At 65.8% G+C, this 22,680-nt stretch carries 10 protein-coding genes; 5 read left to right on the forward strand and 5 right to left on the reverse strand.

Annotated features, from left to right (window positions below):
• The first annotated feature begins 41 nt into the window (after positions 1 to 41).
• On the forward strand, positions 42 to 257 hold the full coding sequence (locus JQX13_RS49535; RefSeq protein WP_239014339.1) for a hypothetical protein: 216 nt from the start codon (positions 42 to 44) through the stop codon (positions 255 to 257).
• Positions 258 to 497: 240 nt separating this feature from the next.
• On the opposite strand, the gene JQX13_RS49540 is transcribed toward JQX13_RS49535, so the two are convergent.
• Both JQX13_RS49540 and JQX13_RS49545 read right to left on the reverse strand, forming a co-directional pair.
• Positions 498 to 2,651 carry an FG-GAP repeat domain-containing protein gene (locus JQX13_RS49540; protein ID WP_203406355.1) on the reverse strand — a complete coding sequence of 718 codons (2,154 nt, stop codon included), beginning with the start codon at positions 2,649 to 2,651 and terminating at the stop codon, positions 498 to 500.
• A 488-nt stretch (positions 2,652 to 3,139) separates the two neighbouring features.
• Complete coding sequence (locus JQX13_RS49545) at positions 3,140 to 4,030, reverse strand: alpha/beta fold hydrolase (RefSeq protein ID WP_203406356.1); 891 nt, start codon at positions 4,028 to 4,030, stop codon at positions 3,140 to 3,142.
• Between the two features lie 212 nt (positions 4,031 to 4,242).
• Here JQX13_RS49545 and JQX13_RS49550 point away from each other — a divergent pair, with 212 nt between their 5' ends.
• Together JQX13_RS49550 and JQX13_RS49555 are read left to right on the forward strand one after the other, a co-directional pair.
• The gene (locus JQX13_RS49550) at positions 4,243 to 4,824 is read left to right on the forward strand and encodes a hypothetical protein (protein WP_203406357.1); all 582 of its coding nucleotides are present in this window, start codon (positions 4,243 to 4,245) and stop codon (positions 4,822 to 4,824) included.
• A 122-nt stretch (positions 4,825 to 4,946) separates the two neighbouring features.
• Positions 4,947 to 7,565, forward strand: a complete 2,619-nt coding sequence (locus JQX13_RS49555) for a DEAD/DEAH box helicase (RefSeq protein ID WP_239014340.1) — start codon at positions 4,947 to 4,949, stop codon at positions 7,563 to 7,565.
• Here JQX13_RS49555 and hflX read toward each other — a convergent pair.
• Complete coding sequence (gene hflX / locus JQX13_RS49560) at positions 7,559 to 9,256, reverse strand: GTPase HflX (RefSeq protein ID WP_203412575.1); 1,698 nt, start codon at positions 9,254 to 9,256, stop codon at positions 7,559 to 7,561. The two genes, JQX13_RS49555 and hflX, sit on opposite strands and share 7 nt — an antisense overlap.
• Positions 9,257 to 9,685: 429 nt before the next feature.
• Here hflX and JQX13_RS55770 point away from each other — a divergent pair, with 429 nt between their 5' ends.
• Together JQX13_RS55770 and JQX13_RS49565 are read left to right on the forward strand one after the other, a co-directional pair.
• Positions 9,686 to 9,817: a hypothetical protein gene (locus JQX13_RS55770; RefSeq protein ID WP_275424966.1), complete on the forward strand. Its 132-nt coding sequence runs from the start codon at positions 9,686 to 9,688 to the stop codon at positions 9,815 to 9,817.
• A gap of 45 nt (positions 9,818 to 9,862) precedes the next feature.
• Positions 9,863 to 15,154, forward strand: coding sequence for a trifunctional serine/threonine-protein kinase/ATP-binding protein/sensor histidine kinase (locus JQX13_RS49565; RefSeq protein ID WP_203406358.1), 5,292 nt, complete (start codon positions 9,863 to 9,865; stop codon positions 15,152 to 15,154).
• Between the two features lie 46 nt (positions 15,155 to 15,200).
• Here the strand turns inward: JQX13_RS49565 and JQX13_RS49570 are convergent, their stop codons facing one another.
• Together JQX13_RS49570 and JQX13_RS49575 are read right to left on the reverse strand one after the other, a co-directional pair.
• The gene (locus JQX13_RS49570) at positions 15,201 to 17,699 is read right to left on the reverse strand and encodes a hypothetical protein (protein WP_203406359.1); all 2,499 of its coding nucleotides are present in this window, start codon (positions 17,697 to 17,699) and stop codon (positions 15,201 to 15,203) included.
• 2 nt (positions 17,700 to 17,701) lie between these two features.
• Positions 17,702 to 22,675 (reverse strand): hypothetical protein, encoded by a 4,974-nt coding sequence (locus JQX13_RS49575; protein WP_203406360.1) that lies wholly within the window; start codon positions 22,673 to 22,675, stop codon positions 17,702 to 17,704.
• Positions 22,676 to 22,680 lie beyond the last annotated feature (5 nt).

Genomic DNA, 22,680 nt, shown 5'->3' on the forward strand with positions numbered 1-22,680 from the left:
AGCAGCAGTTCCTCACCCGGAATACCAGTCTGAACCACTGGGTGGACCAGAACTGGAACATGGTCTTCGTCGGTGACGAGCAGGCCCCGACGGGCACCTGGCAGAACCAGGTCTACACGGTCGTCGACACCACGCCGGTCATTCGCGAGAAGCCCTATCTCTTCATCGACAGCACCGGCAATTACGCGGTCAAGGTCCCCTCGCTCAGGACGAACAGCAAGGGGTACCAGACCGTCTGGCTCGGTGACGAGCCATGACGCCCGGGGTCTTGGGATCTACTCCGTGTTCTACAATCCCGTGGTCCTATGGTGTCGAAGTCGTCCTACCAGGCGCCTCTGAATAGAGGAGGGCACGAGAAGCGGAAGGCTCCACCTCTCACGCCCCTGGGCTACCAGGAGGAACTGCCGCCGCCGAAGTCACCACCTCCCTCATGACGGAGGATAGGGGCACGTCCGAATCCGGAGAAAACTCGAGTCCCACGCGGGCGGGTGGCTCCCTCAATTCCCAGGCGTGGGGTACACCAGCAGCCGGCCCGAGCGCAGCAACATGAGGAGCTCGGGGCGCTCGTCTCCGAGCAGGTCCACGGGCTTCACCCACTCGACCTGGGCGCCCGGCGCGTAGCTCCGCGGCGGATTCCATCCGCCCTGGCCCTTCCCGAGCGCCACCCACAGCCCGGTCCCATCGGCGGAAGTGCCCGCGACATCCGTGAGCCCATCGGCGTTCAGGTCCTCCAGCGCGATCGTCTTGTTCCCCGCGGCCAACGGGCACGGGATGGGCGCCAACAACGACCCATGCCCATCACCGAGGTACAGGCTCACACCACCCGTGTTCGAAGCTTGTTGCACCAGATCCACCCGCCCATCGCCATTCACATCCGAGACCCCGAGGAAGGGACCCCTGCCCACGAACCCATATCCGGGGAGCAGGCTCCCATCCGCGGCGGTGGGGTTGAGATTGATTCCCAGCGTCGTGTGGATGAGATCCAACGTGCCGTCCCCATTGAAGTCCCCGGCAAGTGGCTCTCCAATCGATGGACAGGTGTCATCCGGTTCGTAGTTGTAATCCTTCAGACGGACCGCGCTGAACGTGCCGTCGCCCAGGTTGGTGAAGCGTTCCGCATGCCCGATGCAGAACCCCTGGAACGACACAGCCAGATCCACGTGCCCATCGCGGTTGAAATCCGCGGCCAGCAACCCGCCGGGGCCGTCCGAGACACCGAGTGACAATCTGTTCTCGAAGGGAGCCGCCACGTCGTTCCACACCACGGTCACGTCATGATGATCGAACCCGTCGTACAGGGAAGCCGCGATGTCACTCCGGCCATCGCCGTCGAAGTCGCCCGCGGTGAGCGTGGACACCTGATGGTCCTCGAGGACGTCCCAGGTCGTGAAGGTTCCGCTCCCTGGGTTCAATACCAACCGCGCTCCCTGCTCCGGCAACGCGAGCGCGAGATCCTTCCGACCATCCCCATCGAAGTCCCCCACGGCCGCCTTCGAGGTTGCGCCCCCTGTGTCCACCTCCGCCAGCGGGGACGCGGACGAGGGGACCGAGGCGTCCGCCGGAACAGAATCCAGCGGGCACCAGGAGGAGACGGGCGACTCCTGGACGGGCTCGGTCGGGATGGCATACACGGACACGGCGTTGTCGTCCGCCTCCGCGATCAGGAGTTCGAGCGTCCCGTTTCCATCCAGGTCGGCGGTAGCGGCGGCACTCGGATCCCGACCCACCGCCAGTTGACTGTGCGGTGCGAGCTTTCCTTCGCCAGCGCCGCGCAGGAGCGACACCGTCCCCGCCGCGCCGTGCAGGGCCACCACGTCGGGGAGGTTGTCGGTGCCGAGGTCCACCACGGCCATATCACTCACCTCCTGCCCGAGCTCCACCGAGGAGGCCTCGGAGAAGTCACCCTGGCCATTGCCCAGGTACACCCGGAGGAAGTGCGTGTCCGCCGTGAGGAGATCCGCGTGCCCGTCACGGTTGAAGTCCGCGGTGTACAGGCGGCTGACCCCGGTCCAGGGCAGGACGCCACCCGCACGGACCCGGCCCGCGCTGTCCCCGAAGAAGACATGCGCTGTCCGCCCTTCCCGTGTCAGGGCGTCGTCGAACACGACATCCGGGAAGCCATCCTCGTTGTAATCAGCGACCGCGGCCAACAACGAATCCTGCGTGATGCCAATCAACGGGTTTCCGTTCTCATGAAGGAGGGAGGAGGACTCGAAGCGGCCGTCTCCAAAATGACGCAGCAGACCGAACCCGGCCTCGGTGGTCGACCCATCCCTCCGCGAGTAGTTCCCCAGGGCCCACGCGAGGGGAGCACCGGAGCTTCCACTCCAGAAGCCCAGGCTGGAGACGAGGCCATCGCCCACGGTGACGACCTGCGCCGAGAAGGTGCCATTCCCGTTCCCAACCAACAGACTCGCCCCGTGACGGGACCCCACCAACACGTCCAGGTCGCCATCACCCTCCGCATCACCGGCCGCGATGCGGCTGCCTCGGCTCAAGGACAGTCGCGCCGGCCCCTTCCGGAGTCCACCACTTCCATCGTTGAGCAGCAGGAGGAACTCCCCCGTACCGCTCACGTACCGGCTCGTGAAGTTGCGCCCCCCCGCGTTGACGGCCACGTCGGGCGCGCCATCGCCGTTGAAATCACCCACCGCGAGCCCTCTTGGTGCCACGCCCGCGTAGAACGAGTCCCTCAGCCAGGCTCTGCGTGAGTCGGACTCCGCCGGAGGCGGCTGCGGGTCTCCACCCGGCCCGGGGTCCGGCTCCGACCCGACGGGAGGCGCGTCAGGCGGATCGCCCTCCCCTCCTGAGTCAGAGCCAGAACCGGGCTCACCGGGTGTCTCGGGGGAGACATCTCCCGGAGGCAGAGGCGCTCCCGCTTGCGGAGACGAGGGCTCCTGTTCCGCGGACTCGGGCGTCGCGACCTCCCCATCCGAGTCGTCCACCGCATGACACCCCGTGTACAGCCCCGCGCTCACGAGCAGACCTACACGCGCCCACTTCCCCCACGTACTCTTCGCTGGCATTGTCGCTCCCCCTCACTACCCGCGCCGTAATTGCGCACGGGGTAGAGGGGTCGCAAGCAAGCCGTGCTCGAGCACGGAGACGCCGCCGGGCCGCTTGCTCTCGGTGAGAGGGATTAACGAGCGAGGAACTCACGCACGTGCTGGGCCACGACGGCGGGTTTCTCCAGCGAGAGCCAATGCGTCGCATCCGGCACGCGGCGGATGGTGAGATCCGGCACATACTGCTCGAGCCCCTCCAGGCCGCACTGCAGTAACGCGGTATCTTTCTCCGCCCACATCACGAGCACCGGCGCGCGCACGAGGAACTGCTCGGGATTCAGGTCATCCAACATATTGCCGCCGCCCGGATGCCCCTTGCCATCGGGTGGCCCCAGTTCCGCTGCCCGGTAGTAATTGAAGCCGGCGGTGAGCGCGCCTGGCTGCTTCCAGACCTCCACCCACTCCTCCTCCTGCTCCGCCGACAGTAGCGCCCCGTGCCGCCGGGCATCCCCGAAGATTTCCTGCCTCCCCGCGGCGAAGTCATTCGCATGGAAGTAGTCCTCGGCCGCTCCCGGTTGGCGGAAGAGCAGCATGTACTGGCTGGCCTTCTGCTGTTGGGGATTGGTGCGCAGATCCCGGAGGAAGAGCGCCGGGTGCGTGATGTCAATGGTCATGAAACGTTCCACCCGCTCGGGATGGCGAAGCAGGAAGTTCCAGCCCACCAAGGCCCCCCAGTCCTGGACCAGGAGGTTGAACCGCTCGAGACCCAGGTGGTCCGCCAGCCCACGCACGTCCGCCACCAGGTGCTGGATGCGGTAGTGCTCCACCCCCTCCGGCTTGGAGGTGAGGTTGTAGCCGCGCAGGTCCGGAGCGATGAGCTGATACTCCCGCTCCAGCTCCCGCATGAGCCCTCTCCACACGCCCCAGTACTCCGGGAATCCGTGCAGCAGCACCAGGGGCTTGCCGGTGCCGTGGGTGACATAATGCATACGGATGCCGTTGAACTCCGCGTAGTGATGCTCCATGGATGCCTCGCTCGAATGAGCCCCAGCGAACCAGGTGTGGAGCCCATGGTTCGGGCACGAGCCTACCCGCCCCGGCGACACCTGGCCACGCGTGTTTGGGAGCCCGCAACGCCGGTACGCGACATCCGGCGCAACATTCGAGTCAGGACGGATGCGCCGACGGAAGGCAATGGCTATAGCCTGCACACACTCGCACCACATGGGAGGATGAGATGTCGCGTCATGGAATGGCGGTACTGGGGCTCGTAGCGGCGCTGGGCACCGCGGGGACGGCGGCTGCCCAGGAAGAGGAGCCAACCGGCAAGGTGAAGGTCTTCCTGCGCGGAGGCGTGGGCAACTACACGGGAACCCTGGGTGACATCGCCAAGACGGGTCCGAGCTGGGGTCTGACGGTGAACCTGCAGCCCATGCGCTTCCTGGGCTTCGAGCTGGGCTACGAGGGCGCGCACAACCCCATCAGCGAAGCGGGCGTGTTCGACCTGGCCCTGACGCGCCATGGAGGCTCCGCCCTGGTGAAGCTGTCCCCGCCCTTCCTCGAGACCGTGCGTCCCTTCGTGGGCGCTGGCGTGGGGGGCTCGTACGTCTTCGCGAAGGGCACGCTGCTGGGTGGCTACCAGTCGGGACTGGTGGGCGAGGTGCCGCTGGCCGCCGGCATCGAGTTCAACGTGGAGCAGTTCACCGCGGGAGCCCGGGCGACCTACCGGCTGCTGCTGGACGAGGATCTCTCGGAGCAGCTCGACAACCCCAGCGGCGGCTTCTTCGACGTCGTCGCGACCCTGGGTCTGCGTTTCTAGTCAGACCTTCCGCGCGGCGGCCGCTTCCGGCCGCCGCGTCCCTGCTCAGTCGTTGACGGCAAACCCACTCAGGGCAGCACTCACCCTTCCCCGCGAGTCTCCGTCGTGCGTGATTATCCAGCGTGCGTACGCCAACCGACCGCTATCTGCCGCCCGACCATGACGCCTTCATCTCCGCCGAGCCACCGACGGGGCGCGTCATCGTCATCGCCCCCACTCGCGCGGCGTGCGAGACGATCGAGCTCGCGCTCGGGCTGAACCTCGAGACCTACCTCGAGAAGCACCACGGGCCGCGAGTGCGCGAGCTGGCCCGCGAGGGCAAGGGCTTCGGTATCGTGGCCGGAACGGGGACGGGAAAGACGCTCGCCATCCGGCTCATCGCCGAGGAGCTCGTCGGCCAGGGAGGCGCGGCCCCGCTCAGGGTCGGCGTGGTGAACCGCGAGCGCGAGGCGACGCCCGACACCCCCTCCTGGAACGTCATCATCGTGACGACCGGCATCGCGCGGCGCTGGTTCCAGAACGGCGACATCCTGCCGCACGACACGCTCGTCATCGACGAAATCCACCAGACGTCGGCGGAGCTCGAGCTCTGCCTCGCGCTCGGCAAGCGCGTGGGCTGTCGCTTCATCTGGCTCTCCGCCACCGTCGACCCGGCGCTCTACGCGCGCTACCTGAACAGCGTTGACGTGCTCGAGGTCCGGGCATTCGATCCGCGGAAGGTGGCCACCGTCGTGGTCGAGGACAGACAACCGCTCGCGTTCCTCGACGAGGCGTTCCTCCGCGCCGTGGAGCAGGAGCAACGCGGGGTGGGCCTCTTCCTCCCCACGCGCGCGGCGGTCGAGCAGGCGGCACTGCACGTACGCACTCTCTGGCCGAGCATCCACGCGGCGTACTACCACGGCGGGGAGCCCATACGTGTCATCCGGCCGTTCCTCGAGGGAACGGCGAGCCGACCCTACGTCATCGCCATGACGGCCGCGGGACAGAGCGCACTCAACGTCCAGGGGCTCGACACCATCGTCATCGATGACACGCGCTTCGCCAATCTCGTCGAGCGCGGGCGCAACGTGCTCACGCGCGTCCACCTCGGGAACAACGAGCTGCTCCAGATGGCCGGGCGGGTGCACGGCCGCGTGGAGGGCGGGCGCGTCTTCATCCTGAGCAACCGCGACATCGACTTCTTCGCCCTCCAGCCGACGGAGCCCGAGTTCCAGCTCGCTGGCGACCCGGAGCGCGTGGCGCTCACCGCCGCGGCCCTCGGCGTGAGGGCCGATGAGCTGGACCTCCCCGTGCCGCTCGACCGCATCGCCTATCGCCGCGTGTTCCAGCGGCTGCGGGAGCGCAACATCGTCGACGAGCGGGGACGGCTCTCGCCCTACGGTCGCGCGGTCGAGGCCCTCCCCGTGGAGCGGGCCTGGGCGGAGTTGATCGTCAACGCGGAGGACGCACTGCTCCCCTTCCTCGCCGTGTGCAGCGCGATCGAGTCGCTCCATCGCATGACGCGTGAGGAGCGCGACCTGGAGGGGGTACTCGTCGCCGGGAGCGATCACCTCACCGCCTACAACCTCTACGCCGACGCTTACCGCGAGGCGGGCTTCATGGGAGAGGTGTACGGACTCACGCGCCACCTGTTCCACCCGGAGAAGGTGGAGCGCTGGGCCGAGCGGCGTGGCGTGCTGGTGAAGGCCATCGAGGACGCGGCGCTGGTGATGGCGAGTGTCTATCGGAGCGTGGGCGCCAGCCTGCCCGAGCACATGCCATTCGCGGAGGAGCCCGTACACCGCCGCTTCGCCGACCTGCTCGCGTGCTTCATGCCCTTCGACCTCGTCATCGACGAGCGGACGGCCTCGGGCGAACAGGCTCGCGTCGCGAAGACGAGCGTGTGCGGAAGCTGGGGCGCGGTGGCGGGGATGCTCCGCTACTTCGCCGACCGCTCCGGTACGCAGCATGCGTCCATCGAGGGCACGCACATCCCGCTCGACGTGCTGAGGAAGTACGCGCGTCGCACCGATGCCGAGCTCGTCTACGACTCGTGGCACATGTCGCTCGTGCTCGACTGGCGCGTGGAATACTCCGGCTTCGAACTGGAGCGCGAGGTCGAGGTGCTCCGCGCGTGGGGGCCGGAGCTGGCCGACCGCGCACGCCACGCGCTCGCGGAGGCGATGGCACGTGGCGAGGCCGAGCACCCGGCGGTGCGCCGCAACCAGCCGGCGATCGATGAAGTGCGCGAGCTGTGGCGCCGCTCGGGCGGACGCACGGCGAAGCTCGGAGTGCCGGAGTTGACCGCCCTCTACGAAGAACGACTCGAGGGGGTTACCACGATGGACGAGTTCCACGCGCGCCCGCTGACGCTCGACCTGGACGCACTGGTGCCGCCCGAGACACGCGAGGAGCTGCTGTCGTTGCCGGACGAGGTGTTCATCCGCGACCGGGAGGTGGAGCTGGACTACGAGGTGGAGCAGGACGAGGCGGGGCAACCCGTCGGTGTGGTACGGCTCCACCTGCCTGAGAAGCTCGCACGCACGCTCGTGGAGGAGGAGCTTCCGCTGTTCGACCGGCCGGTGCGCTTCGTCGTGGGCCGCGGCCGGCGTGGTGCCCTGCGCGCCAACACGCTGCTCGAGTTGCAGGAGCTCCTCGACCTGCCGTGGATGCCCGACGAGCTCGAGGCAGCGCGCGACGAAGGCGGCGGTGGACGAGCCGGGCGGGGCAAGGGGGCCCGGCGCCCGAAGCCTCGTCAATGATGAGGATGCGGCTCATCCTGGATGGAGACACCGCTGGTCGTGAGCGACTTGCCCTCGCGCCATAGCAGCTCCTCGACCCGGTGGAGGAGCTCCGTCAACCCCTCTCCCGTCTCCGCGCTGATCGGGATGCCATCCCGGGCCTGCGCGGTGGAGTGGGCCACATACCCATCCACGCCCCCTTCGAGGAGCTCGCTCTTGTTGTAGACGAGCAGGCGCGGCAGTTCGTGCAGGTCGAGGCTCCTGAGGATGCGCTCGACGGCCTCGATCTGCTGCGGATGCTCCGGGTCCGAAGCATCCACCACGTGGAGGAGCAGGTCGGCATCGGTGAGCTCCTCGAGCGTGGCGCGGAAGGCATTCACCAGCGTCCGGGGCAGCTCGCGGATGAAGCCCACCGTGTCGGTGATGATCACCTCGCGATCGCGTGGGAAGCGCAACCTCCGGCTGCTCGGATCCAGCGTGGCGAACAGCTTGTTCTCCGCCACGACGTCCGAGTTCGTCAGCCGGTTGAGGAGCGTGGACTTGCCTGCGTTCGTGTAGCCGACGATCGAGATGACCGGCACTTCGTGCCGTGCACGCTGCTGGCGGCGGACCTGCCGGCTGGCGCTCAGCGCGTCGATTCGCTTCTCGAGCATCGTGATGCGATCGCGCACGCGACGACGATCGATCTCGAGCTTCGTCTCGCCAGGACCTCGTCCGCCAATGCCGCCCGCGAGCCGGGAGAGGCCTTCATCCCGCTGGGCGAGGCGCGGCAGCCTGTACCTGAGCTGGGCGAGCTCGACCTGCAACCGGCCCTCCGCGGTGTGCGCGTGCTGAGCGAAGATGTCGAGGATGAGCTGGGTGCGGTCCAGCACCTTCAGGTTCGTATGGTCGGCGATGTGCCGGGCCTGGGACGGCGTCATGTCGTGGTCGAAGATGATCGTGTCCGCGAACAGCTGCATCGCCCGGAGGTTCAGCTCCTCGAGCTTCCCTCGACCGATGACGAAGCGAGGATCGATCTTCGTCCGCGTCTGGATGAATGTGTCGAGGACATGGACACCGGCCGTGCGAGCCAGCTCCTTCAATTCGGCCATCGAGGCATCTGCCTGCCTGCGGTCGTCGGTCGCGACACCGACGAGAATGGCGCGCCCCTGGGTGGCGATTTCCCGGCCGGCGATCGAGCGGCCGAAAGCAGCCTCGATCTCCTCGGCCCTGGCCACGGGATCGAAATCGAGCCCATGGACGTCATCGACCATCTCGGTCTTCCAGAACTTCGCGCGCTCGCCGGTCGCCTCGGGATCGAGGTAACCGAGGTAGACCCTACCCGGAAGACCCTCGGGCCGTGTCACGATCGCACAGACGAGGTCGAGCCGGAGCAGGACGAGATCGGTGAGGTCGTCGGGCGTGAGAGGCTCGTCCTTCAAATGGGTGTGGACGAGACGCAGCCCGCGCAGACGCGTGTCACCCGCGCGGACGCGCCCCATCTCGGGAAGCTCCAGCTTGGACGCATCCCCCACGATGACGTGCTCGATGTCACCGCGCCGGTTGATGAGCGCCCCCACCTGTCGGCTTATCTCGAGGGAGAGCTCGGTAAGGTGGCGAGCGAGCTCGGGACTCGTCACCTCTTCGGGTCGTACCCGGCGACGGTAGGTCGCCTCCAGACGCTTCAACTGACTCGGCTTGAGTCCCGGGGTATTTCCGCTGATGGGAGGAATTGTCGCTCTCCTTGAGAGTGGAGCGTGCAGCTCCGTTCAAGCTTCACGCTAAGCACTCCGGACCTCCCATTGATTCGCGGCCTGACGTAACCAACCCAGGCAACCGAGAGAGCGCCCAGCTCCCAGGGCCACGCCGCTCCGGACGCATCCTCGCGCATCCCATTCCATGAGAAACCGGCCGTCGGCGGAGGACCGGGCGACACGCGTGTTGTCGTGCGCGTTGTCCGGCAACACCCCCTCGTTTTCAATCGAGCTACAAGAAAGCAATAACAGCCCGCACCGGGGCGCGAGACGAGAGGTCCGCATGGCACACCTTTCCCAACGCGCGATAGCGAACGGGGCAACGATGCCCTGCCTGTAACGCTGTTATAAACGCCATCAAGCATCGTTTCTGCGAGCATGCGCCCCCATTGGTGGAGCCAGGGCACGATGACGGAACAGCAGGACGCGATGGAGCGCGTACTCAAAGCACTCATCTCGGGCGAAGCACTCGCTCGCGAATCGGCCCGGCGCCTGGTGGCGGCGATCCTTCCCCCCAGAGCCAGCGGCCATCGGATCTGAGCACACCAGGAGCTCCACTGAATGTTCTATGCTCGGAACACCCACATGCATCAGCTCCCTGGCTACTCGATCCTCGAGCCCTTGCAGTCCACGTCATCCAACCTGCTGTACCGTGCACTGCGCGAGGCGGACCGCCAGACCGTCATCCTCAAGACCCTCCGCTCCGATCTTCCAGGTGCTCGCGAACGAGCCCAACTCCAGCGCGAGTCCACGATCCTCCAGCGCCTGAGAGGGACACCTGGAGTCATCCAGCTTCACGGCTGTGAATTGCTCCAGGAGCGTCCGGTCCTCGTCCTCGCGAACGTGGGTGGCACCACGCTCTCGGAACGCCTGGATGAGCCGCTCCCTCCCGCCCGATTCCTCCCCATCGCCCTGGAGCTGTGTAGCACCCTGGCCGAGGTCCACCGCCGGGGCGTCATCCACAAGGACATCAAACCCGCCAACATCCTCCTGTCCGCCTCCGGCCAGCCCTGGCTCATCGACTTTGGCATTTCCACCCTCCAGCGGACGCAGCATGTGGAGGCGTCTCCCGCCACCCTCGTGGAGGGAACGCCGGCCTACATGTCTCCAGAGCAGACAGGGCGGATGAACCGGACGCTGGACTACCGCACCGACCTCTATTCGCTGGGCGTGACCTTCTATCAATTGCTCACGGGACGTCTGCCTTTCGAGGGCAGGGATTTGCTGGAGTGGTTTCACGCCCACCTGGCGAGGGAGCCCCAGCCACCCCATCAGGTGGTACCCGAGGTGCCGCCGATCCTCTCCGCCCTGGTGATGAAGCTCCTGTCCAAGAGGGCCGAGGAGCGCTACCAGGGAGCGGAGGGCGTGTCGTTCGACCTGGAGCGCATCCGGCGCGGAGAGAAAGACTTCCCCCTGGGGGAGCGGGACGTGCCCGCGCGTTTCCTGCTGCCCCAGCGGTTGTATGGCCGGCAGGCCGAGGTTCAGACGCTGCTCACCGCCTTCGAGCGCGTGGAGCGGGAAGGCCGGCTCGAGTGGGTGCTGGTCCGCGGCTACTCGGGCATTGGTAAATCCTCCGTCGTGCAGGAATTGCACAAGCCCGTGTTGCGGCGCCGCGGCTTCTTCCTCCAGGGCAAGTTCGACCCGTTCCAGCGGGACGTGCCCTACAAGACCCTCGTGCAGGCGCTCCGAGGCCTCGTCCAGCACCTCCTGGCTGGAAGTGACGAGGAGGTCGCCGACTGGCGCCAGCGCCTGCTGGAAGCCCTGGACGGGCAGGGACAGGTGTTGCTGAGCATGGTGCCGCAATTGGAGCTCGTCCTGGGGAGGCAGCCCGCGGTGGCGGAGCTACCGCCCGAGGCCTCGCGAGACCGCGTCCATCGCCTCGTCCAGCGCCTGCTGGGTGTCTTCGCCACGAGCGAGCGCCCGCTGGTGCTCTTCCTGGATGACTTGCAGTGGGCGGACTTCGCCAGTCTCGAGCTGTTGCGGTACCTGACGACCCATCCGGGCACGCCGCCCCTGTTGTTGGTGGGAGCCTACCGGGATAACGAGGTGGACCCCGCGCATCCGCTCATGCTGACGCTCGCCGAGGTACGCAAAGCGGGAGCACGGCTCGAGGACCTCCACCTGGGAGCCTTGTCCCTCGAGCAGACCCGCCAACTGGTGACGGATGCCCTGCCTGGCGCCAGTCCGGACGTGGTGACGCCACTCTCCGCCCTGGTATGGGAGAAGACGGCGGGCAATCCCTTCTTCCTGCTGCAACTGTTGCAGACGCTCCACCAGGAAGAGTTGGTGACACGTGCGCCCGAGGGAGGCTGGCGCTGGGACGAGGCGGGCGTCGAGGCGCGTGGCTACTCGGACAACGTGGTGGACTTCATGGCGGGCCGGCTGCGCCAGCTGCCCGCCGACACACGACATCTGCTCCAGCTGGCCGCCTGTGTGGGCAGCCCCTTCCCGCTGTCCCTCCTCACGATCCTGGCCCAGAAGGAGGCCCCGCGGGTGGAGAGCGGCCTGGAGCCGGCCTTGCTGGAGGGGCTGGTGATCCAGGCGGGTCCCCAGCACCTGCGCTTTCTCCACGACCGCATCCAACAAGCCGCCTACGGCCTCCTGCCGGACGAGGAGCGCAAGGTCCTGCACCTGCGCATCGGCCGCCTGATGCTGCGAGACCTGTCCGCGGAAGAGCTCGAGGAGCGCCTCTTCGATGTCGTGGGCCAGCTCAACGCGGGCGCGGAGCTGATGATGGACGAAGAGGAGCGCACGCGGTTGGCGCACCTCAACGCCGAGGCGGGCTTCCGGGCCCTGGAATCCACGGCCCACCACTCGGCCGAGGGCTATTTCAACCAGGCCTTTTCCCTGCTGCCCGGCAACCCCTGGGAATCCCACCATGCACTGACCTTCAAATCGCGCCTGGCCCAGGTGTCCTGTGAATTGATGCTGGGCCATTCCGACAGGGCGGTCCAACTGGCGGAGGAAGCGTTGTCCCACGCCCGGACGCGCTCCGACATGGCCGCCGCCTCCCTTCTCAGGAGCCGCATCCACACGATCAATGGCAATGCCCAGGCCGGTGTCACCCTCCTCCTGGAGTGCTTGGAGAAGTTTGGAGTGGCCGTGCCGATGACCCCTTCCCTCGAAGAGATGCTCCGGGCGGAGGCGGAGCTGGGGCACCTGCTGGAGCGGCATTCCGTCGAGGAGCTCCTCTCACGGCCCTCGCGGACGGATCCCGACCTGGCGGCGACCCTCGATGTCCTGTCGGGATTGAGTTCCTCGGCGTTGTTCTTCAATCCCCTGCTGTGCTCCTTCTCCGCCATGCGGTTGGCGATCTCGAGCATCCGCGACGGCAGCACGGAAGCTTCCGCGATCGGCTTCGTCATTTGTGCCAACTGGTATGCCTCCAACCGCCAGAAATACGGTGAAGCACGGGCGCTTGGCAGACTCGCCCGCGATCTGAACGAGCGCTACCCGCGCTCCTCCCAGAAGATCAAGGTCCTGGTCCTCCTCGCCCCCATCCAGTGTCTGTCCACTCCTTTCGCCCAGGTCCGGGAGTTCCTCCTCTCCGCCTTCCAACAAGCAGTCCTGGCGGGAGACTCCGCGATCGCCAGTACGTGTTGCTTCTCCCTCATCCGCATCCTGTTCCTCGAAGGCCATGAGCTCTCCGAGCTCTACGAGGAGACGAGGGCCTTCGTCGATTTCGCACGCAAGTCCATCTATCCAACCTTTGCCCACCTGACCCACTACATCCAACGGGTCGTGCAGCAGATGCGAGGGCTCACGCCCTCCTTCTCCTCGGTCGACGGAGATGGGTTCGACGAGGTGAGCGTCGAAGCACAGTTCGCCGGGAATGGCTCGGTTCAGTTCTACGGCCCATTCCTCTACATCAAGATGCAGTCGCGCTTCATGTGTGGTGACCATGAGCAGGCACGTCAGGCTCGAGCCATGGCCTCGCCGACGGTCTCTAGAGGACCGGGCGATACCATGACGTTCATGTACCAGCTGTATGGGGCACTGACACTGGCCGCCTGCCATCGGACCGCGTCCCCCGCCGAACAGCAGGAGTTCCTCGTCGCCATCGAGAAGCACCATCAACAACTCGCGGACTGGGCCAACGGGTGCCCGGCGAATTTCCTCGCCGCCGAGAGGATGGTGGCCGCCGAGCTGGCCCGGCTCTCCGGCAACACCGAGGAGGCCCTGCGCACCTACGAGGCCGCCATCCAGGCCGCTCGCGAATACGACACTCCCCAGTACGTGGGCCTCGCCAGTGAGCTGGCCGCCCGCTTCGGCAAGAGCCTGGGCCTGCCTTTCCTCGCGAGCTCCTACATCCGCCAGGCCCATGCGGCCTACTCGCAGTGGGGCGCCCACGGCAAGGTTCGCCAATTGGAGGAGCTGTGGCCCCAGCTCCTCTCCGCGCCCGCCTCCGCCCAGGACACCACCACGACCCAGGGGACGGGCTCCCAGCGCGTCGATTCCCTCGCCGTCATCAAGGCCCAGCAGGCCATCTCCAGCGAAATCCGCCTCGAGCGCCTGGTGGCCACCCTCATGCGCGTCACCCTGGAGAGCGCCGGTGCCCAACGCGGTGCCCTCCTCCTCCTCCAGGACGACTCGCTCCAGTTGGTCGCGAGCCAGCCCCCCTGCCCCTCCGACAGCGAGAGCCTCTCCGCCGACTCACTGCCCCTCTCCCTGCTCGCCTACGTGCGCCGCACTGGCGAGCACGTCCTGCTCAACGACACCGCCCAACCACACCCCTTCTCTTCCGACGCCTACTTCACCTCGTCCTCCGCCCGATCCGTCCTGTGTCTTCCCCTGCGCCGCAAGGAATCCCTCTACGGCCTGCTCTACCTGGAGAATTCCCTGACGCCCGAGGCATTCTCCCCCAATCGCATCTCGCTCCTGGAGCACCTCGCCACCCAGGCCACCATCTCCATCGAGAATGCGCGTCTCTATTCGGACGTGCGGAAGGCCGAAGCCGCCCTGCGCCAGGCCAATGAGGAGCTGGAGGCCCGCGTCCAGCAGCGCACCCACGAGTTGAAGCGGGCCCAGGCCCGCCTGGTGGAGAGCGCCCGCAGGGCGGGCATGGCGGAAGTCGCTTCCAATGTCCTCCATGACGTGGGCAACGCCCTCACCAGCATCGTCGTGGACACCACGCTGATGCGCGATGCCGTGGCCACGTCCCGCGTGAGCCGCATCCGGCGGGTCGCCGCCCTCCTGGCGGACAACCGCTCGAACCTGGCGGACTTCCTCACCCAGGACGCTCGCGGCCGCCAGTTGGAGGACTACCTCATCCAGCTGGCCGAGGAGCTGGAGCAGGAGAAATCGTCTCTCGCCAGACGCTTGGAGGCGATGGACTCCAATGTGTCACGGGTGCGCTCCATCGTGGAGGGCCAGATGGCGCATGCCACCTCCACCCTCCTTCTGGAGGAGTGTGATCTGGGCGAGTTGATGGACGAGGCCCTGCGGCTTCAACATGGTGCCCTGCTCCAGGCACAGGTCACCGTCTCCCGGGAGGTACAAGCCCTTCCTCCGGTGAAGACAGACAAGCACAAGGTGCTCACCATCCTGCTCAACCTGCTGAGCAATGCGCTTCATGCCCTGGAGGCCCGCCCCCAACCCGCCCCCCAGCTCACGGTCCGCCTGGAGCGGGAGGACGGCTGGGTACGTCTCCAGGTGGTGGACACGGGAGCAGGCATCAACCCGGACATCCTCCCGCGCCTCTTCACCCAGGGCTTCACCACCCGGCCCCACGGCCACGGCATTGGCCTGCACTCCAGCGCGCTCGCCGCACAGCTCATGGGCGGGCGTCTCTCCCTGGACAGCGAAGGACCGGGCCGCGGCGCCACCGCGACCCTGCTCCTTCCCTTTCGCTCGTCCTCTGCCGTGGCATGGCGTTGAACGAGGCCTGGCAGGGGACGTCGTACTCAGTCCACGCCGAGCCGGCTCACAGCCGGTACGTCTCACCCGCCTTGTACTGCTCGTCCACGGGTACCGTCGCGTCCTCCTTGGTGATGAAGCCCTTCTTGCCCCTGTCCAATCCCTTGTTCGCCTCGTAGGCCTTCGGGCTGCCCGCCCTCGAGTAGCAGACGTAGGTCTCCGGCTTGCCCACGGCTTCGGGACAGATGATGGCCATGTAGACGTCGCTCAGCGTCTTGAGCGGCCCCTTCCGCTCGATGCAGCGGGCCATGTACTTGTTGACGTAATCGAGCTGCTCGACCTCGGTCATCACCTTCAGCTCATCCACCGTCTTCCCAAGGCCCTCCGAGCCGCTCTTGGTGAACTGGATGAGTCCGTACGCGTGATGACCCGCGTTGTTCTGCTTCTTGGCCGAGAACGTACGTCCTGTCTCGAAAGCCATGCAGGCCATCAGGTAGTCCGGCTTGATCTTCAGCAGCTCGCAGATGGCCAGCACCTTCTTCCTGAACTCAGGCGAAACCTTTTCGCCCCAGACCATCGTGCCCTCGATCCTCCGCGGAGACTTCCCGAACTCCATGAAGATGGGACGGACCTCGGAGGACAGGACCTTGCCTTCCTTGTCCAGCACGCAGGCTTCGAGTTTGAACTTCCCCTGGCCCCGCAGCTTCTTGACCATGTCCTGGTCCGTGATTCGGGCCACCAGCCGGCCCTGCGAGTCGCACTGGCCGCCCGCCCCCTTGGAGACGTCGTACCGGATTGGCACCTGGGACAGCAGCACCGGCTCACTCATGTCCACGAAGTACTCGTAGAGGCGAAACCCGAGTGTGCTGCCCTTCTTCCCGTTCGGCACATGGTGGGTCTGACAGCGCACCTGCATGTAGGACGTGGCGTCGGTGAGCTCCACGGTGCGCAGCGTCAGCCCGCTCAAGCGAGGAACGCCCTCGTAGGCCACGGAGAAGGCCGGCGGAGCGGCGACCAGTTCCCCCCAGAGGTTCGCGTCCGGATGGGTGACCTGGCCACGGATGCTCACCTTCTTGCCGAGGAGGTTCGGGTCCTCCAGGGGGACGAGCGCCTCGTGGAGCCGGGGGTTCTGCGCCGATGGCTGGGTCTTGAGCTTGACGATCTCGGTCTTGCAGGCCTCGTCGTAGAGGGAGAAGACGGGCTCGGCGGCCTTCCAGTAACCGCTATCTCCCACGAGCTTGATGGAGACGAGCAGGTTGTTCTCGCGGACCCCCGTCGTGATCGACCCGAAGTGCGGGGCTCGCGTCGGGGTGTCCTTCAGCTCCTGGGAGGCAATCGCGGTCGCCAGGTCCTTCGGCGTCTTCTTCTGCTTGGACTTCTTGCTCCCCTTCTTCGCGGGCGGCTCGATCCAGAGCTGGTCATCATCGAAGGTGCGGAACTTCGACTCGTCGTAGTCCATCACCGCGCTGACCGGCACATAGGTATCGGTGCCCGACAGTGTCTTGGGAATACGCAGCAGTGCGAAGATCTGCACCTTCTCCATCGTCACCGAGGGGACGAGCAACTGCCAGAAATACTCCGAGGACGAGGCCTCGGCCAACACCGGCCTCGAGATGGGATTCATCATCGAGGTCCGGACGATGGGATCGAGATCATGGAGCCCGTACTGCCAGAGCGTCAGCTCCAGCGGCAGACTGAAGCCTGGATCGATGTTCTCCACCGTCGCGATGGCTCTCCCAGAGCCGATCTCGAATTTCGTCAGCTTCGGCTTCGGGAACGAGACGGCCTTGGGCTTGTCCCAGACGACATAGCTCACCTCCTGCCCCTCGGATTCCTGGATGACCTCGAGCCGGAGATCGAAGCTGTACTCGGCCTTGTTCGTCTCGAGATAGGTCAGCAGGTAGTCACCACCGCTGTGCGCGCAGCCGACGCGCCACTCCTTCGTGTCGTCGTCCTCCTGGGTCCACTCGAAAATGGAGTAGGCGAGGGAGTCCGCGATCCTTCCCGATTCGATCGCCCCGCCGTGGAAGACGGAGAGCTTGAGCGTCGCTTTCGCGAACTTGTCGCTGAACACGGGCGTGAGCTCGAGCAGCTTGCCGAGCATGACCTTGCCGGGGTTGGCCCCCGTGACGTTCAACGGGTTGTCGAACGCCAACGGGGTGGGGACATCGCACGGGGTCGCGAACGGGAAATCCGGGACGACGGAGAGGCGCGCGGTGCCCGTCCCGAAAAAGCCCGACGCGAAGGTGTCGAGCTCCAGATCGAGGGTGCAGGTCTCCCCGCTGATCCGCAGGGGCTGGGCGCCGAGCTCGGAGTCCCTCACTTCGCCGAGCGACGAGGCTTTGATCAACACGCGGCACGTCGCGTCCTTCGGTAGGTTCTTTTGCGTCCCCCGCAGTGTGATCTTGTATTTGGGCCCTTCCTGCCGGACATCCTCCGGGGAGAGGGAAAGCTCGAGGGTGATGGGGGCCACGGCCACGAGGCGGATGACCCCCTCCGAGCCCGGTTCGAGCCGCACCTCGAGGGCAGGAGGAGGAGGGGGAGTAGCCTGTGCTGAATCCGCCATGTCTAGACCCTCCCACTCTTCATGGGCACTTCCCGCCCATCCGGCCACATGCCGGGGAAATCACCCATCACGTTCTCCGCCTCTTCCTGCTGGAGCGGCTCGGGGACGGTGAGGCTCTTGCTGCTGGTCAGCTCCAGCTCCCTGTCCGCCTTGTTCAAGGGGACGACACGAACCACGTACTCCTTCGCGCCCTTGAGCGCCTCCGCGATGTCGCTCACATCCACCTTGGCGCGGAAGACGCCCTTCGAATCCGTGACGCCCGCCTCCTTGGTCCGCAGCTCGTAGGTGACGCAGTCCTTCGGGAGCGTCAGGAGATTCCCCGAGGAATTGGCGATCTCGATCTTGAAGCCCCTGCTGGCGGGGAGCGCGTTCGTGCGCAGGGAGACATTCAGGATGAATGGATCGTACAGCGCTGGCTGCGCCTCGAGCTCGACGTTCGGCGCCATGTCGTATTGAATCCTCTTCGACGGACGAACGTCGATCCGCTCGGTCTTCAAGGGCACGTCCTTCTTCTTGACGGAAGCCGAGATGACGAGCTGCTTGCCCTTCAAATTCTTGTCATTGAAATCCAACGCCCGCACGACTCGCAGTGGATTGGGCAGGACGGCCGACTTTGCTTTCTTGTCGAGCTCCTCCTTCCCGAAGCTGATGCTCGGCCCGGCCGCGTTCCAGAAGCTCGCGGTACCACCCAGGAGCGGCACGCAAACCTGGGCGCCCTTGCTGGTGAGCTGGAGCTCGGGCTCTCCGAACATGGGGCTGTGCAACACCTCCGCGACATCCGGCGACCACTGCTCCAGGTAACCACCCCGGGCCAGGCTCTTCAGTTCCTCCACCTTCACCGCCTCACACCTCGTGCCGATCGTGTCCGATGCCAGGAGGCGTCCGTCTTGCGCGCTGCCACCGTTCGGGAAGAAGAATCCGAACTGCACGGCCAGCTGGTCTTCGTGGGTCATTCCCTTGCGCAGCTCGGTGAAGGCCTCGTTCGCGTCGAACTCCACTATGAGCTCGCCGGGGTGCTTGCCCTCCTGCGACGCCTTCACCCGGATGCGAATGTCACTCTTTCCTACCTCCTCCGCATCGTCGATCCAACCATCCTCCTTCGCCTTGGCCACAACCTCTCGCAGCTTCTCCAGATTGGCGGCCCGGAGCTGGATGGAGAGTCCGTCCTCGAAGAGCCCGAGCAGGGAGATGGGCTGCCGTGCCGCATACCCGCTCCGGATGCGCTCCACCGCCTCGACGAGGTCCCAGGCAATCAGGGGTTCGGCGCCCGCGGCGAGCTTCTGCCCCTTGGCCGCATCGAGGAACTCCTTGTACGTGAAATGCTGCGTGACGTAGGTGCTGACGTTCTTGACGTTGCCCTTCTTGATGAAGCCGTCGACGACCGCGAAGCCAGCCTCCTCCTTGAAGGCCGTGTCCTCGCGCGCAACCACGGGAATCGCCACGTCGGCGGTCTCGAAGGCAGAGGCATCCTTCGGAAGCTCGTCGGCCACCCTGCCCTTCCATTTGCGGATGAGAATCCAGCCACGGAGGAGCCTCGGACAATTCGCCCGGAACGCGATCCGCCAGGAGAAGGTGCCATCCTTCCCACTGGACAGCGCCGCATCGGGAGCGATGGGGAGGGAGCCATTCTCTCCCGGCGGCCCGGAGGTCTTCAGGAGGACGGGCTCGAGTCCCTCGAGCTTCAACTCGCCGAGCGCCTGCGCGCCAGGCTCGTCGAGGCTCCACTCGCCCCAACCGGGCATCTCCACGGGCTGGGCGAACACGCCTTCGTTGAACGTCCCCGCGGCGATCTCGAGCCGCCAGCCCCCGGGGTTCGCTGCCGAGACATGCAAGGCCACCTTGTCCTTGCCATGACCCCGCTGCACCGCGCCGACGTAGACGAGCTCGCCGACGCGCTGGGGCCCATACCGCTCTCGTGCCGGCAACCACCCGATCGCGGCGATCTTCTTCAGCTCCTCCGAATGCCAGAGCGGCACGTCGGCGAACTGGAGGAGGTTGTGCCGGGTCAAGAGCATCAGGAGCCAGGAGAAGGTGACGGGGTGCGGGTTGTCCAGGAAGGTGTTCCTGGGCAATTGCTCACCGTCCGGATTGTCGGCGAACAGGGGCTTCTCCTCCCCCTTGGGGCCCAGCACCGGCTTCTCGTTGTTCGCCCACCAGCCGATCGCTTCCGCGTGCTTCTTGATGAGCTCCTTCGCCTGCTGCTCGTCCGTGGAGTCCAGGATGTCCGAGCCGAGCACCAACTCCGGCCGGGTCTTCAGGTGCTCCAGCACCTGCTTCTCGATGCTCTCGGGGCTCCAGTCATTGAGGTGCCGGAGGACGACGTTGCGCCAGCGGACGGAGGCCAGGGTCTTGAAGTGCTCGACATCCTTCTTCAGGCTCTCTTCCTTGCTCGGATAGCCCCCGGACTGGAGGAAGAGGCTCCCTGGCGTCGCCGGCTGCACGAAGATCTTCCTCGCCCCGGCGGGCACGTAGATGCGGACGCGGGTCTTCTTCCCGTCGTACTCGACCACCTGTTCCGGACAGGACGGAGGATCGAAGGTGAACCGGAGCTTGTAGGACCCCTCGGGCAGGCAATCCTTGAAGTTCTCGAGGAGGACATCGACGGGATAGCTGAGGACCTTCTCCTCCGCGGGCTTGTCCTCGGACTTGGGGGCATAGAACGGCAATGCCCTGGAGGAACCCATGAGCCGTTGGAGCAGACCCTGACTGTAGGTGTCCTTGAAGCCGGCGAGGAGCCGCTTCTCGTCATCCCCCATCTGCTCCAACACGGGCGCGAGCTTCACCAGGGAGTCGAGCTCACCCTCGGAGCCGGACTGCAGCGCGGGGGGATCGAAGAAGTTGTTCTGATCCTTCTCCTCGAAGAACTCGAAGAAGGGCTTGCCGCCACTCGACAGCCCGAGCTTCTCCTCCGCGAACTTCAGGAACTGCTCGAGCTGGCCCTGCTCACTGGGCGCGAGGATTTCCCAGTGGAGGAAGCCATCGCCCACCGCCTCGCTCTTGTCGTCGAGATAGCCGAGCAACTCGCCGGCCCTGACCTTGAGATAGGGATGGCACAGGGTGACGATCTCGCCGCCAATGAGGGCCTTGTGAAGCTCGGCCAGATCACTCTCCGGCTTCTTGTAGACCGCGCGGATGGAGTCCCCCGTCTCGTCGCCGAGTTGGAACGTCTGGGGATTGGAGAGATCCGACCCGATCGTGGCGAAGGTGCCACCCATCATCGGGATGATCTCCGCCTCCTCCTCCGAGCCCTTCAACGGGCCCTGGAGCCACCGGACCTGCTGGAACGCCTCATGCTGTGGATCGAGCACGGCCAGAGAGCCCTCGCGGCGCGCGAGGACCTTGAGCCAGGCCACGTCCTGGTACGTCCCCGCCTTCTTCCAATTCGGGGGAACCAGGTGCATGTAGAGACTGTAGAAGGTGAAGCGCTTGGGCGTCTGCGCCTGCGCTCCCTCCGGCTCCGCCGCTCCGCCGTTCGGCGGTTGCTCCTTCTTCGGGATGAACTCCTCGACATCGTGGCGGACCAGGATGAAGGAGTTGTGATTTCCCGCGAACTCCTTGGACAGCTGATTCTTTTCGAGGCCCTTCTTCGCCAGCTCGGCCAGTTCGTTCTCCGCGGCGGGATCAGAGCTCCCCTCCGTCTGCTTGGGCTCGGGAAGGGCGTTCGCCAGCCGGACGGCCACGATGTATCCCGGCGCGAGACAGCGTACCTCTCTTTGGAAGACCCGCGGAGTGGGCTCGGCCTTCTTGGGCTCCTGGGCCTTCGTCTTCGAGTCCTTCGCCGCGGGCTGCTCCTTCTTCTCCGCCGGAGGAGGTGGCGGTGGTGGCGTCCGGGAGAAGCTGGACAGTTCCAGGTGGACCCCCGAGTGGAGATTCCGGTGACTGCCCAGGGGGAAGAGGCCCTTCGCGGACGCCTCCGTCATCGCGTAGCAGTTGACCGGGCGGAAGCGCTCCTTCCGGCCATCCATGGGGTAGGCGACGGAATATGACACATTGGAGAAGACACACTCGGGAGGCGCGACCGTCGGCCGGTGTGAATAGATGAAAGCCCCCCCTTTGTTGGGCCCACAGTAATCCATGAACAGGTCATCGCGGACGCTGCTGAGGGTATTCTCCTCGAAGAACTTCCGGGCCCGGATCAACACCAGCGAAGCCGTGGCGGAATCCCAATTACCGGTAATCACACGAACCATGTCGTGCTTTCCGGTGAGTTGGGAAAGCGCATCCACATCGGTCTTCGTCGCTGGAGAGGGCACCGAGTACATGCCGCTCTTGATCTTCTTCTCGTGGGTCGCGGGATCCGCCACCGCCAGCCAGAGGTGCCGGCCCGTGTCGTCCTTCAAATAGGCGTAGCCAGCGATCAGGATGAGATGGATGGGCGCGCTGCCCCGCATGGAGAACCCGGAGTAGAAGATGACCGGGTTGTTGGAAGAGACGGCCTTGAGAATGGTCGCGAGCCGCGACTCGATGAGAGCGGGGTCATTCGTGATCCGGGCCGCCAACTCCTTCCGGTTGGGCAGGTCGTAGGGCAATACCACGCCTCGCGAGAAGCCCAGAATGGGGGATGCGCTGAATGCCCCCGAGGTGAAGTCAGACGGAGCTCTGACCACCGCGACATCGCCCGCGGTGTAGTTGGGGTCTGAAACCGCATACCCCTCGAGATTGGCGGTTTGAGGGTCAGCCATTGGCTTCGTGTGAAATGCCCTTTGGCCACCCGGGTAGCGGAGGTCCACGAAGCGGCCCTGCTGCCCTCCATCCCAGTGCGTGATGAACTTCGATTCAAAATCGCCGCCCTGTACGAACTGGTAGTAGTTGAACGCCATGGAACACGACGTTCGCCCGCACCAGTCCGAGGGTCCTCCTGGATAGTGCTGTCCGAGGAGCGGGATCTTGAGGATGTGGTATTCGTCCAGCGCGGCCAGCAGCTTGTCTGGAAGCTCGTACTTCCAATCTGGCCAATACCTGCTGTTCTTTTTCATGACGT

This window comes from Archangium violaceum, assembly GCF_016859125.1.
Taxonomy (GTDB): Bacteria; Myxococcota; Myxococcia; order Myxococcales; family Myxococcaceae; genus Archangium; species Archangium violaceum_A.

What these genes read in the sequence shown, in the direction of transcription:
- JQX13_RS49575 (WP_203406360.1), bottom strand. Translation starts at nt 22,675, where the DNA reads ATGAAAAAGAACAGCAGGTATTGGCCAGATTGGAAGTACGAGCTTCCA.
- JQX13_RS49545 (WP_203406356.1), bottom strand. Translation starts at nt 4,030, where the DNA reads ATGGAGCATCACTACGCGGAGTTCAACGGCATCCGTATGCATTATGTC.
- JQX13_RS49565 (WP_203406358.1), top strand. Translation starts at nt 9,863, where the DNA reads ATGCATCAGCTCCCTGGCTACTCGATCCTCGAGCCCTTGCAGTCCACG.
- JQX13_RS49570 (WP_203406359.1), bottom strand. Translation starts at nt 17,699, where the DNA reads ATGGCGGATTCAGCACAGGCTACTCCCCCTCCTCCTCCTGCCCTCGAG.
- JQX13_RS55770 (WP_275424966.1), top strand. Translation starts at nt 9,686, where the DNA reads ATGACGGAACAGCAGGACGCGATGGAGCGCGTACTCAAAGCACTCATC.
- JQX13_RS49550 (WP_203406357.1), top strand. Translation starts at nt 4,243, where the DNA reads ATGTCGCGTCATGGAATGGCGGTACTGGGGCTCGTAGCGGCGCTGGGC.